The organism is Gardnerella sp. DNF00497B, assembly GCF_049262725.1.
GTDB lineage: Bacteria > Actinomycetota > Actinomycetes > Actinomycetales > Bifidobacteriaceae > Bifidobacterium > Bifidobacterium leopoldii.
Map to the genome: position 1 here is coordinate 267,097 of NZ_CP058400.1, position 23,440 is coordinate 290,536.

Sequence of the window (23,440 nt, forward strand, 5' to 3'; positions counted from 1 at the left end):
AGCAAGCTCACGCTCCGAGTCGCCTTCGCGCGCTACGCTTTAAGCGCTACGGCAGGTCGTCGCGCAAATCAGCGACCAATCGTAAATAAATCACTCCACTTAAGGAATAAATCAGGGTTTACGTTTTGTATATCTGCAGACGGCTCAGTATGATTACTGAATACTAATAAACCAACTATTACAATAGTTACCGCTGCACAAAGCACAGCTGGAATATACAAACGCAAAGACGATTGCTCAGCAATTGCACAATCTTTTTCACAAGTAATATCAATATCTTTGCTATAAGGCTTAACTCTGTGAAGCATACTCATTATTGCAATCAAAATGAATATAATAATCGAATCGCAATAGTAGCGGTACAAATTGCCGCCTAAACAGTAGTTAAGATACAGCAGCAAGAAGGATGCTACTAATCCAACGACTGTCATAATATACTCAATTTTTTGCATAAACTTACGTCTTAATGTAAACAGCCACCAGAAAAGCGGAATCATCATAAGACCGAAAATCATATGCGTGTAGAAAGAATTTCCATAACCTTGATTATTTGCCCAAGGTATAGAGATATATGGGAAATTTTCCGAAATATTAAAAGGTTTTAAGAAATAATTAAGGAAAATATCGCGAATCTTAGTAGGGTCAAAAGATTTACTATTAAATCGCAAATCGAAATTAGTAAGTTGCTCTTCATTGCCAAAATTAAAGAAAGACTTAAAACGCAAGTAGTTATAAGCTAATATTCCAGCTACACCTACGATTGCAGGAACAAGGAAGCTTGAAGCCGCAGCAACGCGATTTGCAATACTTCGTTTCGCGTCAAATAATAGCGCAATAAACAGCGGAGCTATAAAAGCAACAACAGGAATGCACGCGTTTGGCCTAGATCCACACTGTAAAGCAAGACTTATGCCAGCGAGTGCAAAAAGAGCATACCCAGCGCGCGGATGAGTTGCGTGAAGTCGCACAGCTTTAAGAGAAGCGTATACGAATAAGATCCCGAACAGTATTGCGCTAAGCAGAGGCATATAGTAAAGGGATGCTGAAGATTGCAAGTAGAAGATTAAGCATCCAAATGGGAAGGCTGCTGCAGAAAGCAAAAACAGGCAGTAATTGGCACGTATTGCAAAGAATTCAACAACTTCTCTAAGAAGCGCGAACATAGACGGAATAATCGCAACCGCAAATATTGTAACAACTAATATTGCGGAAGGAACTGCATGTGGGAAGAGCAGATTAAAAGGCAAGTAAGTGAGCAGGAATGGTACTATGCCAAAGTAGCAGTAGTAATGATTGTTGTGGAATACCACATCCCAAGGTATGGATACTCCTTTAGAACCCAAGTCCATGCGTTGGCCCCAACTAAACGGGTTTGCGGATTCTACTAATTCTTTAGGTGGCTGCTGCAGCAGAGCCAAAGAGTTTGATTTCCAAGCTTTAAGCTGCTCAGTGTACGGATTTCCGTTGACGCGATCGTATAGGTCAGACGGGAATGGCACTCGTATGCCGTGGCCGTGATATACAACAAAGCACAGGTAGAGCGAGAATCCCATAAGCATTGCGCATACTGCCCAAAAAACTATATTTTGTGCAAGATTGTGGCGGTCGTAGTTAAGCAAATACCACTTTTTCTTGTATACCAAGAATATAAGTGAGCTTGCAACGAAAAGTATTGCCCACATTCCAAAGTTTATGTGCAGCGCAAAAGGCGGATTTACTGTTACAGCTTTGAGTGTAAAAGGAGCTCCTGTTTGGTTGAAGTGTAAGCGAATTTTATAAGCGTCTCCGTGGCTTTCAAATCGAAGTGTTCTAGTGTTGTGTTTTCCTGTAGACATTTGGAAAGAGTCTGCTAGAGTGTACGCGTTTGGAGCTATGCCGAAGTCTTCGATCTCAACAGTTCCTGTAACTAGTGTTACTGGTTTTGTTTGCTCTAACTCAATTTTTATAGCTTTAGTAGCGGAGTTGATGTCGCTTAATATTACATCTGATCCAGAAGTTGGAATATTTATTGTATTTCCAACTATATGAGCTTGATCTTTAGTTTCTTTTTTGCCTGTTTGCGCATTATAGCTGCTGGAGTCTGGTATTGATGCGTTAACTAGAGCAAGTTGTTTTTCTGCATAATTTTTAGAACTATAGGAAAGATATAGATTACTGAAGAAGAAAATAGTAACAAGTCCAGTAATTACAAATATTGTTATAAAGGGTAATATTTTGCGCAATAATGCGTGGGTTTTTAAAAAGTTTTGCGTATTTTGCATAGATGGCATTATTTTTAGTAGAAAACTCTGCATTATGCGCGTACTTTTTTCGTTTGTGCTGTTTTCATGCATTTCGCTTTTTGTCGCTATTGCTGCCACTATTTACCCCACATTATTGTGCGTATCGGTTCTAAAATCTGTTACTTTTAAAGCAAGTATATTGCAAACGCATGGCAAGTAGCGCGAATACTTACCGCTTTATGTATTTTATGATCAATGACAATGAATGTAATGCGTATACTTGTTACATTCCAGAGTTTAAGCATGATCAGTGCATATAAGGGTTAGTTTCAATATCTTGCTCAATTGCTTCAATAGTATGTTTGTTATTAAGTAACTCACGGCTTATATGCTGCAAGTGCGAAACCATATCTGAAGGAAGCTGATAAATATTCCCATAATAATTGAAGAGAATTTTTTCTGCTTTATTAGGTACTAAAATTGCGAATTTTTCAAATTCTTCTTGCCTAAGCGGGAACATATCCTCATATTGCGATGTGTATATTAATTCAGAATCGACGTTATCAAGCCCGTAAATAATATTGCACTCGTTGCTAGTAATGTTATCTGCAATAATATTTTCACTTTTTGCAATATTTTGATATTTGGTGAAAGTATTTTCTATTTCGTCACTAAACTCTTCGCCATCTTCCAAGTATCCGTTTGCGTGCCATTTATTATAGAAAGGTTTAGATTTCAAATCTTTTTTTAATTCTTCACGAATTTCAATAAACCTTTTCTTAGTATGCTCATCGTATTTAGGCATGTAATCGTAGAAGAAAATATCAATGAAGCTGGGGTCTTCAGAATTTTTGTATCGCAATCTAAGCTGCCTGCAGAAAACGTAAGGGTCAAATATAAGCACTGCGCGATAGCGTTTAGACAACTTTTCATCTTTTTTAAGCAATTCGAGAAGCCTATCTACATCGCTTCGCATCATTCCTAAATCTGTATCGTCATCCCAAGGAATAAATCCGCGATGGCGAATAGTGCCAAGCAAAGTACCAAAATCAGCCCAATATTGCAAATTATATTCTTTAGCAAACGTTGCAAATTCATTTAAAAGCGAAGCGCAACCGCGTTGAATAAGTCGTACTGAACCAGTTGCCTGAGGAAGACCATAGTAAAAACGCTTGCGAGCGTCAAAATCGCTTTCATTGTCATGACGGTAGTTTGCCCAAGCTAAGAGAGAAGCGTGCTCTCGATTCGTAAGTATGTCAACGTGCATATTGCGTTGGTTTTCAATAATGCGTGGCAATTGCTCGTCTAACACGCGTTGCATGCGATCTATGCTGTTCTGTAAATCGCTAACTTGCGCTCTAAGATCTTTTATTGAACGTTTTGATGAAGGACAATGCTCAATAAATTTGTGCATTAGTTTACGAAATACAGACGCCATACTTACACCTTCTGTTGCTTTCTCTCACTTTTACTAGCAAAAGTCATATGGTTACTCATTATATACGTTTTGTTGCTTGCAAGCGACCTATTCTTTACGTGGCTGCACAGTTTCGGTCGGATTCTCGCTAAAAAGCGACATAAACTTTACATGCTTGCGCAGTTTCGGTCGCTTTAGCTGCGCGTTGTTCAAAATAAAAATTTAATAGCTATTTTTGAACACTTGTTGTATAATGAACAAAATACCAACACAAGCGAGGCTCGCATGGCTATCAATCACAACGAATTTAAGCTTCTTACAACGCTATTAAATAACAAAAACAGAAGTGCGCAATTAAGCCAGCGAGACATAGCCTCGCAATCAGGAATTTCACTCGGAACTGTTAATTCAGCAATAAAAAGCGCAGAAAATAAAAATCTTATTGAAATAACAAACGAATTGCGCATCACTGAAGAAGGCATGAAATCTCTTGAACCATATAAAGTACGCAACGCTATTATTATGGCAGCAGGCTTTTCTTCAAGATTTTCTCCTATTTCATACGAGATACCTAAAGGACTAATCAAAGTTCGAGGAGAAGTTCTTATTGAACGCCAAATCAAGCAACTTAACGAAGCTGGGATTAACGATATAACAATTGTTGTTGGCTACAAGCAAGAGCAATTTTTCTACTTAGAAGACGCTTTTAACGTAAAAATCGTGCCCAATAGCGAGTACAGCACGCGCAATAATAACAGCTCGATTATGGCAGTAGCAAACCAGTTATCGAACACTTATATTTGCTCATCGGACAATTATTTCGACGAAAATCCATTTGAAAAATACGTTTGGAAAGCTTATTATTCCGCGCAATTCCAGCAAGGATACACTAAAGAATGGTGCATGACTTGCGGAGCGCATGATCGCATTACAAAAGTCACGATTGGCGGAAGTAACGCTTGGTACATGATTGGTCACGTATATTTTGACGAAGCATTTTCTAAACGATTTGTGCAAATTCTTCGTGAAGAATACGATTTGCCACAAACTGCAGGAAAACTTTGGGAAGATATTTTTATTGAACACATTGACGAACTCGACATGCAAATACGCAAGTACGATACGCCAATTATTCACGAATTTGATTCTATTGATGAGCTACGCGAATTTGATCCACTTTTCCTAGAAAATATTGATAGCGCAATTTTTGACCATATCACTCAAACACTTAACTGCAAAAAATCCGATATTCATAACGTTTATCCGCTTAAAAAAGGTCTTACTAATTTATCTTGCCATTTTTCGGTTGACAATAGCGAATACGTTTATAGGCATCCTGGCATTGGAACAGACGTGCTTATTAACAGACAAGCTGAAGCTGAAGCTTTGCAATTGGCTCAAAAACTTGGTTTAGATGGCACTTTTATTACAGCAGACGCTAAAGAAGGTTGGAAGATTTCACGATTTTTGCCAGATTGCCATATTGCAAATATGCACGATCCTAACCAATTACAGGAAAGCTTGAAATTAGTTCGTTCTTTGCATGAAAGTAACGAAAGCGTGCATCGCAACTTTGATTTTTACGCAGAATCTCAGCGCTATATGAAAGAACTTAATGATAGAAATGTAGAAATACCGCCAAAAATCATCGACCTAAGTGTTTTAGCTGACGAGCTTCATAACTTTGTAATTACTCAAGACGGCTCGCATACTTGCCTTTGCCATAATGACATACTAGGCGCAAATATTCTAATAGATCAAAACAATCGCTATCATCTTATCGATTGGGAATATGCTGGAATGTCTGATTACGCTCAAGATTTTGGTACTTTATGTGTTTCAGACGAATTCAATAACACCGAAATAAGCGAAGCAATGCCTATTTATTTAGCGCATACTCCATCTACGCAAGAAAAGCGTCATTTATTGGCTTATATAGGATTTGCAGGATGGTGCTGGCATTTGTGGTCACTTGTTAAACAAGCAGAAGGCGAAAATATAGGAACTTGCATGTACACGTATTACAGCTATGCGAAACGATATATTAACGAAGCTTTAAAAGCTTATGAAAATAATAAATAAATCGACAAACTAATAACAAGCAAGTGAAAGCTAAATAAGCAGCATATAAACAAGCAGAAACAAATCACAAACATCTTCTAACAAGCAAGTAGGTATTTATGAAATATTCGTTTCTAAGTGGACTTTTATGGGGAGTAGATACAGCTCTTCTAGCTCTTTTAACTGCATCATTCGTATTTACAAATAACACATCATACGAAAACAACACTGCTCTAGTAATCTTCACAGGAATTATTGGCGCATTACTTCACGATATTGTATGCGCAATACTCATATGGACTTATATAAGTGTTAGAAAAAAGTGGAATAAAACTTTTGAAATACTAAAAAAGCCAAAAATTCTCACGCCTATTATCATCGGATCCTTACTTGGCGGGCCTATTGGCATGAGCGGATATGTTTTAGCAGCAAGCAATATAGGAGCTGGGTATGCTGCAGCGATTTCCGCACTATATCCTGCTTTTGGAGCAGTTCTTTCCGCAATCGTGCTAAAAGAACGTTTAAGTGCAAAAAAATACGCAGCTTTTACTTTAGCTCTTATAGCAGTAGGAGTACTTGGATATTATTCATGCTCTGATGCGCAAAATACATTAAGTTCTGCAAACATTACAAACACACTACTAGGGTTAGCTGGAGCGTTTTTAAGCGTAATTGGTTGGGGTAGTGAAGCTGTAGTATGTGCTTGGGCAGCTAGAAAACAAAGCGTAGACGACGAAATAATCTTACACATTCGAGAAACAGTATCTGCTATTTCTTACACGATAATCGCGTTAATGCTATGCTTCACAGCCAATATTGCGACAGGTAGCATATTTGCGTCTTCTAAGCTTTTAGCAACTATATCAATGATAATTGCAATAGGTTTACTAGGCACAAGCTCGTATTTAAGCTATTATCGCGGAATTGCACAAGTAGGAGCCTCTCGCGCAATGGCAGCAAACGTCACATACGCTGCATGGGGAATGATTGCATCTTCCATAATTTACCAAACAATGCCATCAATTATTGCTTGGGTTTGCTGCATTACTATTATTTGCAGCACGATTTTCGTAGCGCGAAAGTAGCATATCGAAACCTCGCGCGGCAAACGGAATCATAAGCAAGTATGCTGGCAAAATATATTGCGACTGTGCTTCCCAAACAAGATACAAAACAGCCATTCCTAAGATAATAACAAGCGGAGTAAAATATTCGCAAGAAATTGACTTTTTCTTTCGTAGAGTTACGCATAAGAATAGTGCGGTAAAAGCAACAAGCATAAATTGAAGAGCGTCTAAGAAAGTAAATGTAATAATATTAAGCTTTCCAGAATAAAGCGATCTTAAAACAGGATTCATTTTGCGATCAAGCAAAACTGGCCTATCTGGACCATTCCACTTCCAACTACTTGCAAGCAAAGATTCATAAGTTGGCTCAAGCCATTCTCCAGCAAATTTTTTAGTGACAAAACTAAAAGCATCGCCAGGATTATTTGCGAAATGCTTAAGATTATTGCGCAATAATTCCGTAGATTCTTTCTTAATATCATCTTTGTTATACGTTTTAACGTCAAAGCTCGTAGGATACCCGTTATACCATCCAGGATTATTTGGACCTATTTTGCGAGAGGGATCTGTTGCCATTGCAAGCCAAACAGTAGAAGGCAAACCATCTTTTGCATTATGTCCGAAAGAATTAGCTGAACTTGCCACAGCAACATTACTTAAAGCAAAGAACACAATGGCAAGCAATACGCAAACAGCGTGTTCCCACTTTTTAGAGCGCAAAGCCGACACAATCCACACGACAATCATGCCAATTAAGCAATAAGCCATAGTTGACTTAAGCAATATAGCAAAGAACATGCAAATCAACGACTGAACCGCATTAAGCCAACTTCCACTTTTAATATTTTTAGCATGAAAAATGAGCGCGCCAAAAACAAACGGTAAGCAAACAGTATTGCCATACGCAAAAGTCGCGTAAAAAATCATAGGCAAAAAAGCTGCATACAAAAGCAAAGAAAGAATAGTTACATTCTTATTACGGAACAACAAATTTACGTAGTATGCAATAAGAATTCCAGTAATAGCAGCGCATAACACGTTCAATACTTCAAAAGCAAGGTACGCGTTAGAGCCAAAAACGATTACCAAAAATCGCATAAGAGAAAGAAGAGGGAATTGGAATGGGAATCTAGTGAAGTAACCGCCCGGGCAAATAATCCACGATAATTCCGACGTATCAGTAGCGCAATTTATAGGTTTTCGATTAGGATCCGCATAATATTGCGCCGCGCTAAACATATAAGCAGGATCCCATTCAGGCCAAGCACGAGTAACTTTTATCCACAAAAATCCCAATACAAGTACATAAGCAAAAACTGCTGCAGCAAAGTATCGAATACGGATTTTATCAAAAACATGCCGTTTCTTTAAAAACACGAAAATAAAGAATAATAAAGCACTTAAAATGAGTACAAATGGCGACTGAAACCATAAAAACTCAAGTCTGTATTCTCCGGGGAAAAGATGAGCAGAAAGAATTAAACTCAGTAATGCTAACGCGCTGAAAAATACAGCTGAACACCATACAATAGCATTGCTAAAAAAGCGCCCGAGCATTACGCTTACATGCTGAAAACGCTCAATCATACTTTTTGAACCTCTCTTTAAAAATTGCTTTTATAAAGTGCCTTCACGAAATTGTATTTATAAAATTATATTTACAAAGGCTGTATTTACAAAGATTTCTCAATATAGTAGCGTGGACGATGCTTAGATTCCAAATAAATTTTGCCAATATAGCTTCCCAGTATGCCCATAGAAATCATAAGGAATCCGCCAATAAACCATATTGAGCACATAAGCGATGACCAACCAACAGCAGTGTGATTGGTAAATAAAGACACAATTACGTATACGAACATTGCAAAACCAATAACAATAGAAAGCAATCCCATATACGTAACTAATTTAAGCGGCTTAACGGAGAATGAAGTAATACCCTCTAAAGCGAAAGAAATCATTTTCCGCAAAGGGTATTTTGAAACTCCAGCAGTTCTTACTCCACGCTCGTAATAAACTTTGCCAGTTTTAAATCCAAGCATTGGCACAATTCCGCGCAGGAATAAGTTGACTTCACTGTATTCGGAAAGAGCATCCAAAGCAATTGCGCTCATTAGGCGATAATCAGCATGATTTGGCACAACTTCCGCACCCATTGAAGCAAAAACCTTGTAAAAAGCCAAAGCCGTATTGCGCTTAAACCAAGTGTCTTTTTTGCGCGAAGAACGAACTCCGTAAACAACCTCGCAATGTTCTTCAACAAATTTCTTAAGCATTTCGTCTACTGCATTTACGTCATCTTGTAAATCAGAATCCATAGAAATAGCAGCGTCGCAACCTTGCTTGCGAGCGTACATAAGCCCTGCGTAGAGCGCATTCTGGTGACCGCGGTTATGCGCAAGCTTTACTCCGCCAAAAAGTGAAGGGTTTTTGCGATTAAAAGAAGCAATTAAATTCCATGTTGAATCTTTAGAACCGTCATCTACAAAAATCACCTTGCTGTAAGAGTGAATGAGTTTTTGATTCATAAGATAATTCATCTTCGTTTGGAGGACTTCGGCGGTTTTAGAAATGCCTTCTTCCTCGTTAAAACAAGGTACAACAATGTATAAAATTGGAACACTTTTACGCTCATTGTTTAACGAAGTATTCATAATCTAACGATCTCCAACAGATTTACCTACAACAAACAGTATAGTATATTACGAGAATCTAAATTATTTATTATCTCTTCTCATGAGGCGTATCTTTTTCTGCAATTTTGCAATAATAGACGGGAAGGCTATTTTCTTCGCTGTTTTTACGATTTTTTCGCCAATAACATAGCGTGCAGAAGTGCGAATATTACTAATTTCCTGCTCGCATAATTCGCTTTTGCGCTCAAAATCAAGCATGCGCTCTTTTAGCCACAAAGTGCGAGAAGTGGCGTTAAGCTGCAACTTTTGGAATTCGTTATAAGCTTTTTCGTCGTAAAAATACGTTGGTAAGTTGTGTGAATTTCTTTCGTAATTCAGAACCTCTAATACTTCTTTTAACTTATCTTGGACGATGTTTGCCAACGATTCAGCAGTTACTCGCGTATGGCAATCGTGAACGAAGCTTTCCACAAGAGCATTCGCGTATCCTTGATTGTATGTTTCAAGAAGCCCTTCGCTTTCAAGCCATTTTCCAACCTCTAACACCGAATCAACTTCAAGCGGTGCTTCGTTGAATGAGGTATGATGCTCTATTGAAAGCCAGAAGTTTTCTGGAATTGTTTTACTGTTAAGGTTTTCGAACCCTTCGTCAGCTCCAATGCTGAACCTGCCATAAGCATTTTCGTATGATTTAGCCAAATCGCAATACATAATATTTTGAGCTGCTAATGCTGCGCGAGTGCTAAAAGTCATAAGAGTTGCAGGAGTATCGTTAACTCCAGCTTCAATGTGAGCAGATTTCAGAAATTCAGTTCTCCATACTTTCTGCCAGCCATAGTTGTAGCAACTGTTTATTAGAAGCTCTGCAATATCTTTAGGAGCGTAAGACCCGTAATAAGTATCTTGCAGTGTGTCATCATTATTTACAGGTCTAATAAAGCTTTCTTCAGAAAGATCAATATTATGTTTAATATCATTTTTAATGGAACAATCAATTAGATAATCGCTATGCAAACTCTTATTGTTAAAGAACTCAAGATCAATGATCTTATTTTTATTGTTAGAGCATTTAAGCATATTATCTAAAGCGGCTCTAAGCACGTTTTCGTTGATTATATAGCTTGAAGGCATAAAAATAGTGTATTCTCCATGAGCGTAATCAACCGCTTTAGAGAGCATATCTTTTACAGTATATAAATTGTCATTTTGCAGAATTGTAAAGCGTTTATCTTTATCTGTAAATCTGTTAGCAATATTAAGAGTGCTGTCCAAAGAATGAGAGTCAACAATAATAAATTCGCAAGAAATATTGCTTATAGAAGTGCAAGCTTTAAGAGAATCAACAATCCAAGAATGAGCATTATGCGTAAAAATAACAAGAGAAAGCTCAGGATTAGATTCTGCTTTGTGTGCTTTAACTTCGTACGAGGATCCTAAGAAATCCATGTAGTAATCCATAAACTCTGGCCTTAAACGTGAAGCCATAAGGAAAACTTCTTTTGAATCCATAGAACTAAAAACTTCGCGAATAAGCTTGCGTATTTCCGGATTCTTATCGTCAAAACCAAACTCAGTAATTAACGAATTAACGTAATCAAATTCGCGTGAATAAAAAGCTTGTAAAACTTCGCGTGAAATATTCTGCTTACTGAGAAACTCGCGCATATCACGCAAACGGTCAAACGGAAGATGAAAATCCTTCAATAAACTAGAAGCGCCAGGATTAGTTTGACGATAATAGTAGTACTTTCCAGGATTCCAGCAGATTTTATTTGCTAAAACCATAGTTTGCGCAAAGAAAGGATTATCAGTCCAACCTGCTCCAGGAATCGGCTTAAAACGTATGGTTTCATTATTTTTGTTATCTCCGTTAAGAAAATCTTTGCGGTAAATAGCGGACCAAATAGAAGGATGATGGTAGAAAGGCTCAGCAAATTCATTCAAGCTAAAAATAGACCTGTGTTTAGGCATAAAATAGCACAAGTTTGGCGTGTCTACTGCATCCTTATATCCATCTTTTCCATCGTAAAAAAGCCAGTATCCGCCTTTAATAATATCGATCTTTTCATTCGTAAGATCTGTATTGCTTAAAAGACGCTCATACATGTGCGGATCGATGAAATCATCCGGCTCAACAATGCTAATCCACTCGCCTTTAGCACGCTCCAAACCGCGATTGCAAGTGGCTCCATAGCCCTCGTTTTCTTTTTCAATAACAACAAAGCGACTATCTTTTTCAGCAAAAGATTTCATAATATCGATGGAACCGTCTTTGCTCCCATCTGAAAACATTAAACATTCCCAATCAGTAAAAGTTTGATTTTGGATAGACTCTAAACATTCTGGTAAAAAGGCTTCAACATTATAAATTGGAACGATAATCGATACTTTCGGCATACGTACGATGTTAGCATAAATGTCTTATGTGTAGCACTTGCGTGTATTCGTATCATATTTGATTAAGCACATTCAATTACAATATAACTGATATTATAGGGAACGTGAAAAATCTCATAACTCGTTGTCGAAACAAGTACGCTTATGCAAATATCGTACTTCGTGGTTTAGTAAAAACCGATTTTAAGCTGCGCTATCAAGGCTCCTTCTTAGGCGTAGCATGGTCGGCGTTGAAGCCGTTGATGATGTTTTGTGTGATGTATCTTATTTTTGGCAAGTTTTTGCGAATGACAGATGGCACACCGACTTATCCTGTGGTGTTATTACTAGGTATTAGTGCATGGCAGTTTGTGCAAGAATCAACCTCGATCGGTTTGCGCTCGCTTGTAGATCGTGGCGATTTGTTGCGCAAAATTCATTTTCCAAACTACATTGTGGTGGTTTCAGCAACAGTTGGTTCTTTAATAAGCTTCTTAATCAACTTAGTAGTTGTGCTTATTTTTGCAATTATTGGAGGAGTGCATTTTACTTGGAGAGTGGTTCTGTTGCCAATAAGTTTGGTGCAGATTTACGCGATTGCAATTGGTATGGCGTTAATAATGTCTACTATGTACGTGTTTTTCCGCGATATTTTGCATATTTGGGAAGTGGTTCAACAGCTACTGTTTTACGGCATGCCAATTATTTATCCGCTTAGCTATGTGATTAATAAAGGCGGTATTTTTGCGGCACTGGCAAAGCTTGAGCTGCTTAATCCTATAGCACAATGCATTCAAGATATGCGTCACAATATGTTGGCTCCAGACACGCAACCAACTGTGTGGAGTGAGTTTGGATTCTCTTGGATGTCTTGTGTGCCACTTTTACTTACTGTGCTCATAGTGTGGCTGGGAGTTTATCTATTTAGAAGAAACAGTCGTCTTTTCGTAGAAGTTATGTGACGATGTTGAAAATTGCGAAAATTTTACGACAGTTATGACGGGGAAGTGGAATTTATGAATACATTACAGGAAGAAGCGGAAGTGACGGCAACGCGAGAAGCTGAAGTGGATGTAGCGCGAGAAGCGGAAGCAAGCGACGACGATATTGTTCTATCAGTCAATCATGTAGGCAAGTATTTTAAACTACCAACAGAGCAAGCAACTGGTCTAAAGCAAGCGTTTATAAATCTTACAAAAGGTATTAAAGGCTATAAAATTCAGAACGTTCTTAAAGACATAAGCTTTCAAGTGCATCGCGGTGAATTCTTCGGAATCGTCGGTCGAAACGGTGGCGGAAAATCAACGCTACTAAAAATCATTTCGCAAATCTATTACCCGAATACTGGAAGTGTAAAAGTAAAAGGCAAGCTTGTGCCGTTTATTGAGCTTGGTGTTGGATTTAATCCGGAACTTACCGGCCGCGAAAACGTGTATCTTAACGGAGCTTTACTTGGCTTCACTCGCGCAGAAATCGACGCAATGTACGACGATATTGTGGAATTTGCTGAGCTTGAAGATTTTATGGATCAAAAGTTAAAGAATTATTCTTCTGGTATGCAAGTTCGCTTGGCTTTTTCTGTGGCAATTAAAGCGCAAGGAGATATTTTAGTTCTTGATGAAGTTTTGGCTGTTGGTGACGAAGCTTTCCAGCGCAAGTGCGATTCTTTCTTTACTGAAATTCGAAAAGATCCTACTAAAACAGTTATTCTTGTTACGCATGATATGAATGCTGTTAAACGCTATTGCACACGTGCGATGATGATCAGTGATGGTGAAGTTGCTGCGATTGGCAATACTGAGTCCGTGGCAGATCAATATACTTTGGCAAATATCGAAGCTGAACGCGAAAAGCAAAATAAGCTTGGCGAAAAGCTGGGCAAGGGTCAGTATGCTCAAGGTTTGAATGCAAAGTGCCCGTTGCTTAGGACGTATGCTTTGGAAGACAAGATTTACAAAAGTAGCGATACTTTCCGTTTTGCTGTTGAGTATCAGTATGACGAGCCGGGTGACTTCTATTTGGCGATCGCTTTGCATGACGTTCGACGTGGTGGAATCACTTACGATACTGGTTCTAAAGTGCTGAAAATGCAAAAGCGTGGGCATCAAACAGTGTATTTTGAAATGCCGCTAAATTTGTTTAACAATGGCGAGTTTACGCTGTTTACTTCTTTACGCACACCTAGCCCAACTGAGGATGATTATACAGATTTGCTAGCTGTGGCTGTTGACGAGAACGCTTGCACGTTTGTGATTAGAGATAGTCGCAATCGTGATTATGCTTTGCTAAGCGATCGTGCTATGACGATTAAGCAAGTTTCGTGAAACATTTGCCGGTAATTTCTCCGGCGTTTTGTAGCTGTTTCTTCCGTTACTTACTTGTTGTTGGTTGAGTTGAAAATCTTATCCCAACTTTCAACGTTCGCCATATCGTAGCTGCGATACTCTCTAGACAGCTTCTTCCACTTACGCAACATTTTTAACGACAAAAGTGCGTCCGCACGCAACATTTTACGGAATAACTTGCTATCTCGTTGGAAAAGATTCAGAGTAGTGCCATCTGGAGCCGTAACAATTGCGGTATTAACTCCCACAAACGAAGGCCAAGAAACGTCTTGAGCTGGGATTGCAACTTCTGGGCGAGGATTCTTTGCGTGCTTTTCGTGCGCAAACAAAGCCTTAATCGTTGCGTGCTTTTGTGTTTTACGCAAAGCCTTAGCGTCATGTGCAGTAAACGGGCTTACGTGTTCGCGCAAAACCTCACTAATGAGTGCCTTATCGTTTACCGGCTGCGTGTCGCTAAACGCTTGGCGCGCTTTACGAACCTCGCCAAGCTTTTGTGGCATTGAATCAACAATATATTGCGGTCCGCGCAAGATATCCTGTAATCCCATATGATGCAAATGCATTGCAGAATACGCAAGTTTTAAGCCGGAAGCCAAGTCGCTTCGAAGCATTTCAATCGCGAAACGTAAGCTTGGATGAGTGCAATGAAGTAATCCACAAATCCAACGATTGCGCTGGAAGAAGTACTCTTCCCAAGTGCGTGAAGGATCCTTATCGTGCCAAGCTTGATGCCAAACTGCCACTCCTGGCAGGCAAATCGTGTGGTATCCGTGCTCAAGTGCTCTAATCGAATATTCAGTATCGTCAAACTTAATAAACACAGGTAGCGAAAGACCGATTTCTTTCATAATCGCAGTTGGAATAAGGCTCATCCACCAACCGTTGTAATCAGTGTCTATTCGCTGGTGACGTTCTGGGCAATCTTGCAAAGTAATCGCTGCAAAATCATGATTGTAATCAAGATTCTGTGAAGGCTTCATCCACACATTGTTGCGCGTGAAACGCTCACCTTGAGTGTAAAGGACGGTACGATTGTCCAAGTGAAGCATTCCGCCGCCAATAATGGCTGGCTTAATTGTGTAATCAGCAAACTGAAGCGCGCGAAGAATACACTCTGTTTCACTAATTGCGTCGTCGTCGAGAAGCATTGTGTAACTGCTTTTTCCTGCTTTAAGCGTTTCAAACATGCCGCGCGAGAATCCGCCGGAACCGCCTAAATTAGCCTGCTGAATATAGGTGAGCTGGTTGCCAAGATTTGCGCTTGTTTCATTAAATCCAGGCTGATTCTTAACTAAATCGGTGCCTTGATCTGTGCAATAAATTGTGTCAAGTCGCGCGCGAAGTGCTTTGTTTTCTGCTATTGCCTTCAGCTGATTGTGGCAGTATGAAGGGCGATTAAACGTAGTAATAGCAATAGAAAAAGTGCTATTTGATTGCTTAGCTGAATCTTCCTGATGCTTTGTGTTGCTAAATTGCACTTTATTTACAAAAGGAACACTCCATTCGGCATTGCTAACAGTTAGACTGCTAGAATCGCTTGCTTTAGCTTCAAACCAAAAATATCCACCGTCTGCAAGACCGGTCATAGGTATTTCGTAGCTAATAATTTGTGTATCTTGCGTAACTTGTGCTGGCTGGTTTGGTTGCTGTTTATTAGAATCAAACTCAAACTTTTGCACAGGATACGTAAGCCCGCGGCCAGTCGATCGCATAAGTTGCAAGTAGCCAGTGCCTTCAACACTGGCAGTGAACTTAACAGTTTTTACGCTCGTCCAATGCTGCCAATAGCTTGCAGGAAAAGCGTTAAAGAAAGTGCAAAGAGACACATGTTTTCCAGATGCAATGCAAAGTGAGTTGCGCGAAAGAACAGTGCAAACCCCTTGAGTTTCAACATTTGGCAAATGACTGCTAGTGTCTGCAAGAAGCTTTTTAAAATCAGTAAGATTGAGATTATTTATATCGATTGCGCGCATATTCATACGAGGATCGAGCACAGTGCGCTGCAAATACGAGCGATGCCAAGGAATTACGTAAAGTGGCATAGTAATTTCAGCGTCTTTTACAGGGTAAACAACACGATTTACAACTTCCCAACTTCTATTGTTGCTATTTGCGCTGCTAGTATTTTGCGCTTCTTGTATTTCTTGGGTTTTTGCACTCTTTGCCTTAGTCATATTAGATATTATATATACGCTTAAGCCTATTCTTAGAATGTATTGTGCATGAATGAATTGAGTTGGAGCATAGTTTGAATAATAAGCCCAACTAAAAGTACGAAAGGTAAATGATATGACGCAAGCAGCAATCTCCCAAAATGCAACTTACCCAGATTTAGTAGTTGTTGGAGCAGGATTGTTCGGCTTAACTGTAGCTCAACAAGCAGTGGAGCATACTGGCGCTCGCGTTGAAATTATTGACGTTCGTAATCATATTGGCGGCAATGCTTACTCGTATTTTGACGAGCGAACGGGAATCGAAATTCACAAGTATGGTGCGCATCTTTTCCACACAAGCAACAAACGCGTGTGGGATTATGTGAACCGTTTTACGTCGTTTACTAACTACGTGCATCGCGTGTACGCAACTCACGACGGCGAAGTTTACCCGTTGCCAATCAACTTGGGTACGATTAACCAATTCTTCCATGCGCACTACACGCCAGAAGAAGCGAAGGCTTTGATTGCAAGCCAAGCGGGGGAGTTTGCTGGCAAAGATCCGCAAAATTTGAACGATAAGGGCATTAGCTTAATTGGGCGTCCGCTTTATGAAGCGTTTATTAAAAACTACACAGCAAAGCAGTGGCAAACGGATCCTTCTGAGCTTCCTGCTGGAATTATTAAACGCTTGCCTGTGCGATTTAACTACAATAATCGTTATTTTAAAGACACTTGGGAAGGCTTGCCAACGGACGGCTACACAGCTTGGATGCAGCGCATGATTGACGATCCGCGTATTCACGTTTCGCTTGGCGTAGACTTTTTCGACGAGTCGCAGCCATTTAACAAGCGCGCGTTGGCGGAGGCTGGAGTGCCGGTTGTTTATACCGGTCCGGTTGATAGGTATTTTGACTATGCGCTCGGCGAGTTGAAGTGGCGCACTGTGGACTTTAAGGAAGTGCGTTACGAGGAGAGCGACCATTTTGGCTGCCCAGTTATGAACTATTCGGATGCTGATGTGCCATTTACGCGCGCGATTGAGTTTAAGAACTTTAATCCAGAGCGTGAAGAAGTTGGCGGAGAGGCTAGTGGCGAGGCTGATTTTGTGCCTGGAAAGAGCGTGAAGGCTGGGGAAACTGTAGTGTGGCAGGAGTATTCTCGCGCTGCAACTCGCGACGATGAGCCTTACTATCCTGTGAATACTGATGCAGATAAAGCCTTGTACGCGCGCTATGCGGAGCTTGCTGCGGCTGAGCCTCGCACAGTTTTCGGCGGTCGCTTGGGCACTTACAGCTATTACGACATGCACAACGTAATCGACATGGCTTTGCGAGCTTATGAATCGCAAGTAGAGCCGCTGCTTAAGTAGTCTCAACTTTCGTCGCCGCAAACATTTGCCGGGGATTTGGTCGTGGTTAGTCGCCTCGGCGCGCGCGAGTTTGCAATATCTCAAATTCGTGGTATTCTATTTAAGTTGTTTGCTTATCAAGCGATTTGGTTGTTAAGTTAACATTTGGAGAATTCGCCTAGTGGTCTATGGCGCACGCTTGGAAAGCGTGTTGGTGTAACAGCCTCACGAGTTCGAATCTCGTATTCTCCGCGAGTAGGGTTTCTAGCCAATCGCTAGAAGCCCTTTTTTCATGCCGAAAACCCGATTGATGCTTAACCCAATTTCGTCACTCAAATTCGTCACCCAAATTCAGTGCCCTAATTCAGCATAATGCTGCTCGACTTGCGCTTTAATAGGCTTCCATAAATCAGCGTGAGAGTCGTACCACGATATTGTTTCTTGCAAGCCTTGCTTCAGATTGTTGTACTTAGGCTCCCATTTTAATTGCGTTCGAATTTTCGTAGTATCTAGTGCGTAACGCCTATCCTCGCCTATTCTGGGATTTACATACGCTATATTTGTTTCCGGCATGCCCATTAACTGCATCAAAATCCGCAAAATATTTATGTTGTTAACTTCACAGTTGGCACCGATATTATATGTTTCACCGATTGTTCCACGCGTTAGAACATGCCATATTGCGTCGCAATTATCTTCAACGTGGATCCAATCGCGTATCGAATCTCCTACGCCGTACAATTTTGCTGGCATATTGCACATAATATTTGTGATTTGGCGAGGAATAAACTTTTCAATATGCTGTCGTGGCCCGTAATTATTGCTGCTATTCGAAATAGTTGCGCGCAAACCGTAAGTCCTACACCATGCTTTTACCAACAGATCGCCTGCAGCTTTGCTTGCAGAATATGGACTAGACGGACAATATGGACTTGACTCGTCAAATTTAAGCACGCTGTCAATAGGAAAATCCCCGTAAACTTCATCGGTACTTACTTGATGGAAACGAATATTATATTTGTGTGCAAATTTAATGAGCGTATGCGTTCCTAAAATATTTGTGCTTATAAATGGGTCAGAAAACTCGATTGCATTATCGTTGTGTGATTCTGCAGCAAAATTTACAATTGCGTCGATAGCAGGAAGTGTTGTTCCTTCTGCCGTTTTAATTGGATTATGCGGATCTAATAGCTGATCAACTATATTTTCGTCTCGAATATCTCCGCGAATAAAAGCGTATCGGTTGTTTGCAAAATCTTGAGGTAAGTCGTAAAGATTTGCCATATTCCCAGCGTAGGTAAGCAAATCAAGTACCGTAACAGCAACCGTTGTATGATGTTTAGCTATGTAATGCACAAAATTAGATCCAATAAAGCCTGCGCCGCCAGTAACTAAGATGTGGTGTGGTTGAAAAGTATTACTGCTTGATGCGTAGTTGTGCATGTTACCGCCTTCATATGGCTAGTGCGTTGATTTTATTGTTTAATATGCGCATTTTGAATTGTAATTTTTTAATACTATACATTTCTTTCGTGTGTGCAAATAGAGTATGTTTCTCTAAAGTGTTGTTTACCAGCAAATTAGTTGAGTAGATGTGCAATAATTACTGCATGTTTGCTTGTTTGGGGATGCGAGGTGAATCTAATAATGGTTAAGTTTTCTTGGCGTAGCAGTGCGCATGATTTGGATTCATCAAATATTGATTCCTCTTCAACAAAAAAGCAACAATCTTCGAAATTGCAATCAACAGGTTCAAAGACTTTTGACACATCAAAAGCTGCAGCAAAAGCAATTGAAGGTACTCCAAATAAACCTAATCCAGCGTTAAATCATTCTACAAACGCTATTCTTGTAGGAATATTTTTAACTCTTTTGGGTGGCGCATTTTGGGGTGCAAACGCAACAGTTTCGAAAATCCTTATGTCGACGTATCACGTATCTCCTTTGCAAATCGCTTGCGTTCGTCAAATTGCTGCTGGCATGTTATTTGTCATTACTGCTGCAGTGTGCACTCCTAAGCAGTTAAGTGGTGCTGTGAAAACTGGTCGTACTTGGATTTCAATGGCTATTACGGGAATTGTGTGTGTTCTTCTTACGCAAGTTTCGTATTTATGGACTATTGATTGGACTAATTCTGGCACTGCTACTGTGCTTCAAAGCCTTAACTTACTGTTTGTTTTGGTTTATGTGTGTTTTCGCTCTCGCCGCGTGCCAACTATGCGCGAAACTATTGGAGTTGTGCTAGCTTTTGCAGGAACCGCTTTAATGGCTACAGGCGGTAATCTTTCTTCACTATCTTTGCCTGTTATGGGTTTGCTTTGGGGTCTTGCAGATGCTGCGTCTACAGCGGCGCTTGCTATTATGCCTGTGAAATTGATTGCAAAATGGGGAAATCTGACTGTTAATGGCATTACGTTTATTATTGCTGGTTTTATTATGCTTCCGTTTGTGCGACCGTGGGAAACAATGCCTGCATTAGATTTGCGCGCTATGCTGCTTTTTACTTTTACTGTTATTGCTGGAACTTTTGGAGCATATTGGCTCTTCTTAGAGGGCATTATGCGAGTAGGTTCAGTTCGTGGCACCTTGCTTGGAGCTAGCGAGCCTGTTACTGCTGCAATTACTGCTGTTATGTTTACTGGAGCCGTTTTTTCATGGGCAGATTTTGTGGGATTCGGGCTTATTTTCGTAATGATGATTTTGCTTTGCAAACGTAGCGCTTAGTAATTTTTAAAGTAACGCATTAAAATAAAACGCTTGTTGTGTCGTACGAGGCGTACAGGCTGCTAAAATGGGAAGTGACTATGTCGCGTACACCAGTTTGCAAACGGGAAGGCAATTATGTCAATAATTCTTGAAGGCAATCCAAAAAAGCAGATGATGTTAGTTACGGGTCGTGCATACCCAGAGCTTGCTAATGAGACTGCACAGTATCTTGGTATTGATGTGCTTGAGACTACTGCCTACGATTTTGCGAATGGCGAAATGTATGTGCGCTTTACTCAGCCTGTTCGTGGCTCAGATGTGTTTGTGCTTCAGGCACATACGAATCCTATTAACAATTGGATTATGGAACAGCTGCTTATGGTCGATTCTTTGCGACGCGCATCTGCTCGCAGTATTAACGTGGTTGCACCGTTCTTTGGATATTCGCGTCAGGATAAAAAGCATCAGGGACGTGAGCCTATTACTGCTCGCCTCATGTTTGACTTATTCCGCGCTGCTGGCGCCACGCGCATTTTGACTGTCGACATGCACGCAACTCAGGAGCAAGGTTTCTTTGATGGTCCTGTTGACCATTTGACTGCGATGCCTGTGCTTATTGATTATGTGCGAAACTCTATGAAGCTCGACAACGCAACTATTGTTTCTCCTGATGCTGGTCGCATCAAAGTCTCTGAGCAATGGGCTGCAAAACTCGGAGATTTACCTCTTGCTTTTATTCATAAAACGCGCGATATTACTCGTCCAAATCATGCTGAAGCTCATGGCATTATCGGTGAGATTAAAGGACGCGATTGCATTGTTGTTGACGACATGATTGATACTGCTGGCACTATTTGCGAAGCTGTACGCACTTTGCGTGAGGCTGGAGCAAAATCTGTTACTTTGGTTGCAACGCATGCTTTGCTTTCTGGACCTGCTGTTGAGCGTTTGAAAGCTGCTGGAGTTCGCGAGATCATTGTGACGGATACAGTTCCTGTGCCTGAAGAGAAGCGTCTTGATAATATGACGGTTCTTTCGATTGCGCCGCTTCTTGCTGCTGGTATTCGTTCCGTGTTCCGCTCTGGATCGCTTGTGTCGCTTCGCAACGCACTTCCGGAAGATATGAAACAGCATAATATTTACGCATAAAGCGCATAAAACGTACAATATATAAAACAAATAACCGCATAATTCGTGTAACTGCATAAGCTTTATGCATTAACGTACGGGTTCAAAACGGCAGGAGGCAAATATGGTCGCCAATAACACAACAGCAGTTGCAGAAAATAATGAATCGCAAGAAGCGTTGCAATCTGATGCTTCCAGAGCGATTATTACCGTTGTCGGCTGCGATACCGTTGGTATTATTGCAAAAGTTACTTCGCATGCTGCCGAGCATAATGTAAATATTTTGAATATTTCTCAAACAATTGTCGACGGATTCTTCAACATGATGATGATTGTTGACGTGTCTACTGTTGATTGCGAATTTGGCGACTTTGCTGCAGGATTAGAAACGCTAGGAGACGAAATTGGCGTGCGTATTCGCTGCCAGCGTAGCAATATTTTCACTGCAATGCACAGAATCTAAAATCCGCAGCAATCTAAGTAAATGTAAGGAAGTACACAATGCTCAACCTGATGGAAGTAAGCGAAACTAATTCGATGATTGAGCAAGAACAGCTCGACGTTCGCACAATCACCATGGGAATTAACCTGCTAGATTGCGCTTGCGAAAACTTGCAGGACGTTTGTTGTAAAGTTGAAGCAAAAATCACACGTCTTGCGAAAGATTTAGTAAAAACCGGCAACGATATTTCGCGCGACTACGGAATTCCAATTGTAAACAAGCGAATTACCGTAACTCCAATTTCGCTTGTTGGAGCGTCATCTTGTAAAAAGCCTGAAGATTTTGTGCAAATTGCGCACGCATTAGACAGAGCAGCACACACTGTTGGAGTTGATTTAATTGGTGGGTATTCGGCGCTTCCTGCAAAGTCGATGACTGCAGCAGACCGCATGCTTATTGAGTCGCTTCCGCAAGCCTTAAGCGAGACGGAAATTGTGTGCTCGTCTGTGAACGTCGGTTCGACGCGAACTGGTATAGACATGGATTGCGTAGAGCTGCTCGGACGAACAATTAAAAAGATTGCTGAAGCTACAGCTGGAAACGATTCTTACGGTTGCGTTAAATTCGTGGCTTTTTGCAATGCTCCGGACGACAATCCGTTCATGGCAGGCGGCTTCCATGGTGTAACTGAAGGCGATGCTGTGATCAATGTTGGCGTGTCTGGTCCTGGCGTTGTTTCGAGTGCACTCGATGCTGCTAGAGGAAAAGACTTTGCTTTTCTATGCGAAACTATTAAGCGCACTGCGTTTAAGATTACTCGTGTAGGTCAGTTGGTTGCGCAAGAGGCTTCTCGTAGGCTTGGTGTGCCGTTTGGAATTATAGACTTGTCGCTTGCTCCAACTCCTGCAGTTGGCGATTCTGTTGGCGAAGTGCTTGAGAAAATCGGTTTGGACCAGGTTGGTGCTCCTGGCACAACTGCAGCGCTCGCTATGCTGAACGATCAAGTTAAGAAGGGCGGCATTATGGCAAGTAGCTATGTTGGCGGTCTTTCTGGAGCGTTTATACCCGTTTCGGAAGATGCAAATATGATTGCTGCTGCGAAGTCTGGCTGCTTGACTATTGAAAAGCTTGAAGCAATGACATGCGTTTGCTCAGTCGGTCTTGACATGATTGCAATTCCTGGAAACACTTCCGCTGCAACGATTTCTGGCATGATTGCGGATGAATCTGCAATTGGTATGATTAATCAAAAAACTACCGCTGTGCGAATTATTCCAGTAATTGGAAAAGGTGTAGGTGAAATGGCGAACTTTGGTGGATTAATGGGATACGCTCCGATTATGCCAGTAAACCAAACAAGCTGCGAAGCTTTCGTAACTCGCGGTGGACGTATTCCTGCTCCAGTGCACAGCTTCAAGAATTAGCTACGTTTCGACTTGCTTTCGTGCTTTGCGGGCACAAGCGTCGCGTCTGGCTTTAATTTTGATGCGCAAGTTGTTACTAGCTTTTAGTACGAGCGCATTTTGTACGGTATGC

At 40.6% G+C, this 23,440-nt stretch carries 16 protein-coding genes and 1 tRNA gene; 10 read left to right on the top strand and 7 right to left on the bottom strand.

Annotation, left to right across the window (positions count from 1 at the left end):
- Positions 1-68 precede the first annotated feature (68 nt).
- Together HXT26_RS00970 and HXT26_RS00975 are read right to left on the bottom strand one after the other, a co-directional pair.
- Complete coding sequence (locus tag HXT26_RS00970) at positions 69-2,261, bottom strand: hypothetical protein (RefSeq protein ID WP_407645753.1); 2,193 nt, start codon at positions 2,259-2,261, stop codon at positions 69-71.
- A 268-nt stretch (positions 2,262-2,529) separates the two neighbouring features.
- Positions 2,530-3,660 (bottom strand): LicD family protein, encoded by a 1,131-nt coding sequence (locus HXT26_RS00975; RefSeq protein ID WP_422112021.1) that lies wholly within the window; start codon positions 3,658-3,660, stop codon positions 2,530-2,532.
- A gap of 264 nt (positions 3,661-3,924) precedes the next feature.
- On the opposite strand from HXT26_RS00975, the gene HXT26_RS00980 reads away from it, so the two are divergent.
- Together HXT26_RS00980 and HXT26_RS00985 are read left to right on the top strand one after the other, a co-directional pair.
- Positions 3,925-5,721 carry a phosphotransferase gene (locus HXT26_RS00980; protein ID WP_422112022.1) on the top strand — a complete coding sequence of 599 codons (1,797 nt, stop codon included), beginning with the start codon at positions 3,925-3,927 and terminating at the stop codon, positions 5,719-5,721.
- Between the two features lie 98 nt (positions 5,722-5,819).
- Positions 5,820-6,785, top strand: coding sequence for a DMT family transporter (locus tag HXT26_RS00985; RefSeq protein ID WP_116971168.1), 966 nt, complete (start codon positions 5,820-5,822; stop codon positions 6,783-6,785).
- On the opposite strand, the gene HXT26_RS00990 is transcribed toward HXT26_RS00985, so the two are convergent.
- The 3 genes from HXT26_RS00990 to HXT26_RS01000 form a co-directional block, all read right to left on the bottom strand.
- A complete protein-coding gene (locus tag HXT26_RS00990; protein WP_422112023.1) occupies positions 6,720-8,144 on the bottom strand; it encodes a glycosyltransferase family 39 protein in 1,425 nt (474 codons plus the stop codon). The two genes, HXT26_RS00985 and HXT26_RS00990, sit on opposite strands and share 66 nt — an antisense overlap.
- Before the next feature lie 296 nt (positions 8,145-8,440).
- On the bottom strand, positions 8,441-9,421 hold the full coding sequence (locus HXT26_RS00995; protein WP_421777022.1) for a glycosyltransferase family 2 protein: 981 nt from the start codon (positions 9,419-9,421) through the stop codon (positions 8,441-8,443).
- A gap of 63 nt (positions 9,422-9,484) precedes the next feature.
- The gene (locus HXT26_RS01000; RefSeq protein WP_032835509.1) at positions 9,485-11,800 is read right to left on the bottom strand and encodes a glycosyltransferase family 2 protein; all 2,316 of its coding nucleotides are present in this window, start codon (positions 11,798-11,800) and stop codon (positions 9,485-9,487) included.
- A 104-nt stretch (positions 11,801-11,904) separates the two neighbouring features.
- Here HXT26_RS01000 and HXT26_RS01005 point away from each other — a divergent pair, with 104 nt between their 5' ends.
- Entirely contained in the window at positions 11,905-12,741 is an 837-nt protein-coding gene (locus HXT26_RS01005) for an ABC transporter permease (protein WP_004107518.1), read from the top strand.
- A 54-nt stretch (positions 12,742-12,795) separates the two neighbouring features.
- Positions 12,796-14,103, top strand: a complete 1,308-nt coding sequence (locus HXT26_RS01010; protein ID WP_174163626.1) for an ATP-binding cassette domain-containing protein — start codon at positions 12,796-12,798, stop codon at positions 14,101-14,103.
- A gap of 50 nt (positions 14,104-14,153) precedes the next feature.
- On the opposite strand, the gene HXT26_RS01015 is transcribed toward HXT26_RS01010, so the two are convergent.
- Positions 14,154-16,298, bottom strand: a complete 2,145-nt coding sequence (locus HXT26_RS01015; RefSeq protein WP_410299555.1) for a glycosyltransferase — start codon at positions 16,296-16,298, stop codon at positions 14,154-14,156.
- A 115-nt stretch (positions 16,299-16,413) separates the two neighbouring features.
- Here HXT26_RS01015 and glf point away from each other — a divergent pair, with 115 nt between their 5' ends.
- Complete coding sequence (glf, locus tag HXT26_RS01020; protein WP_422112024.1) at positions 16,414-17,649, top strand: UDP-galactopyranose mutase; 1,236 nt, start codon at positions 16,414-16,416, stop codon at positions 17,647-17,649.
- Between the two features lie 146 nt (positions 17,650-17,795).
- Positions 17,796-17,880 (top strand) — tRNA-Ser (locus tag HXT26_RS01025).
- A 99-nt stretch (positions 17,881-17,979) separates the two neighbouring features.
- Here the strand turns inward: HXT26_RS01025 and rfbB are convergent.
- Positions 17,980-19,071 (bottom strand): dTDP-glucose 4,6-dehydratase, encoded by a 1,092-nt coding sequence (gene rfbB / locus HXT26_RS01030; protein WP_004118653.1) that lies wholly within the window; start codon positions 19,069-19,071, stop codon positions 17,980-17,982.
- A gap of 204 nt (positions 19,072-19,275) precedes the next feature.
- On the opposite strand from rfbB, the gene HXT26_RS01035 reads away from it, so the two are divergent.
- The 4 genes from HXT26_RS01035 (at position 19,276) to HXT26_RS01050 (ending at position 23,328) form a co-directional block, all read left to right on the top strand.
- Positions 19,276-20,352, top strand: coding sequence for a DMT family transporter (locus tag HXT26_RS01035; RefSeq protein WP_004118656.1), 1,077 nt, complete (start codon positions 19,276-19,278; stop codon positions 20,350-20,352).
- Positions 20,353-20,469: 117 nt separating this feature from the next.
- The gene (locus tag HXT26_RS01040) at positions 20,470-21,483 is read left to right on the top strand and encodes a ribose-phosphate diphosphokinase (protein ID WP_004107531.1); all 1,014 of its coding nucleotides are present in this window, start codon (positions 20,470-20,472) and stop codon (positions 21,481-21,483) included.
- Between the two features lie 103 nt (positions 21,484-21,586).
- Positions 21,587-21,925 (top strand): ACT domain-containing protein, encoded by a 339-nt coding sequence (locus HXT26_RS01045; RefSeq protein WP_004107532.1) that lies wholly within the window; start codon positions 21,587-21,589, stop codon positions 21,923-21,925.
- Between the two features lie 38 nt (positions 21,926-21,963).
- A complete protein-coding gene (locus tag HXT26_RS01050) occupies positions 21,964-23,328 on the top strand; it encodes a PFL family protein (protein WP_032842559.1) in 1,365 nt (454 codons plus the stop codon).
- Positions 23,329-23,440 lie beyond the last annotated feature (112 nt).